Origin of the sequence: Priestia sp. BR_2 (assembly GCF_041954005.1) — a bacterium.
In the GTDB taxonomy this organism is placed as follows: Bacteria; Bacillota; Bacilli; order Paenibacillales; family Paenibacillaceae; genus Paenibacillus_AQ; species Paenibacillus_AQ lautus_A.
Genome location: NZ_JAVFHM010000097.1, coordinates 1 through 961 on the forward strand (window position 1 = coordinate 1; position 961 = coordinate 961).

Annotated in this window: 1 pseudogene; it reads right to left on the reverse strand. The window is 30.7% G+C overall.

Features of this window, described 5'->3' with window-relative positions:
* Nucleotides 1-655: pseudogene (locus RB298_RS02645) on the reverse strand (hypothetical protein); the annotation flags it as partial.
* Nucleotides 656-961: the final 306 nt, after the last annotated feature.

Below are 961 nucleotides of genomic sequence, written 5' to 3' on the forward strand. Positions count from 1 at the left end.
GAATAAAGTCTTTTACATATTCTGCTCCTTTTGTTAATCCATTTTCATAAAAGGTTCTGGATAACTTGTAAAGATCCATTGCTAAGAAGCGATGTAAGCTATTTGTCAGTATATTTGTTTCACTTACTTTTAAGGTATAGCTCTCCGTTTGATAGTCGTCTAGTTCAAGACCTTCTAAAGCAACTAACGTAACGTTTTGTCCTTTAATGTCTTCAAGGCTTTCAACTGGAAGGTCAAAAAAAGTTTGGCCGCAGTATTGATTGGTAGGATCAATAAAACTTCTAATTGTATTATGCTTTTCCATCAATAGTTTAATAAAAGCTGCGTTTCGGTGGACACCTACGATGGAATACATTTTCTGTTGGTAGACTGGGTGATCTTTCGTTTCAAAATCTTTGTAGCGAAAATCTTCGCTGTTTTTTATTGTTCTTTCTCCTTCAGCATTTCGGATAAAGACTTTTACTCTATATCTTCCTCGTTCATGTAAGTTAAACGTATGTGAATGATTTCTAGAATACCGAATCTTTTCAATGACTTCTTGATCTTTGATTAAGTAATACGACACTTTTGTATGTTTGTGTTCTCCGTGACATGTTACTACAAGCTGATAAAAGTTTTGAAGTTCAAGGGTTAACTCATTAATCGATTGTTTCATTCGTATCTCCTTTTATTTCTTGGCCAAATGGAAACATTTTAGCTCAATACTCTTCTCTCTAACAATTGGTAAAATTCTTCATTTCTATTCTATCTCAATTTAGAAAAAATGAAGAGAAAAATTTGTTTTTATCGTTACCATTATAAATTAATCTTTTTTCGCCACCTATATTTAGGTCTTAATTCTTATATATTATCCATAAATATAATTCTTTTGTCATATTTTGTCGAGTGAATTAAATTGCTTCCATTCTCTAATACCATTAAAATATTTAAATGGTAAAATATTTTAATTTAAGGAGACTTT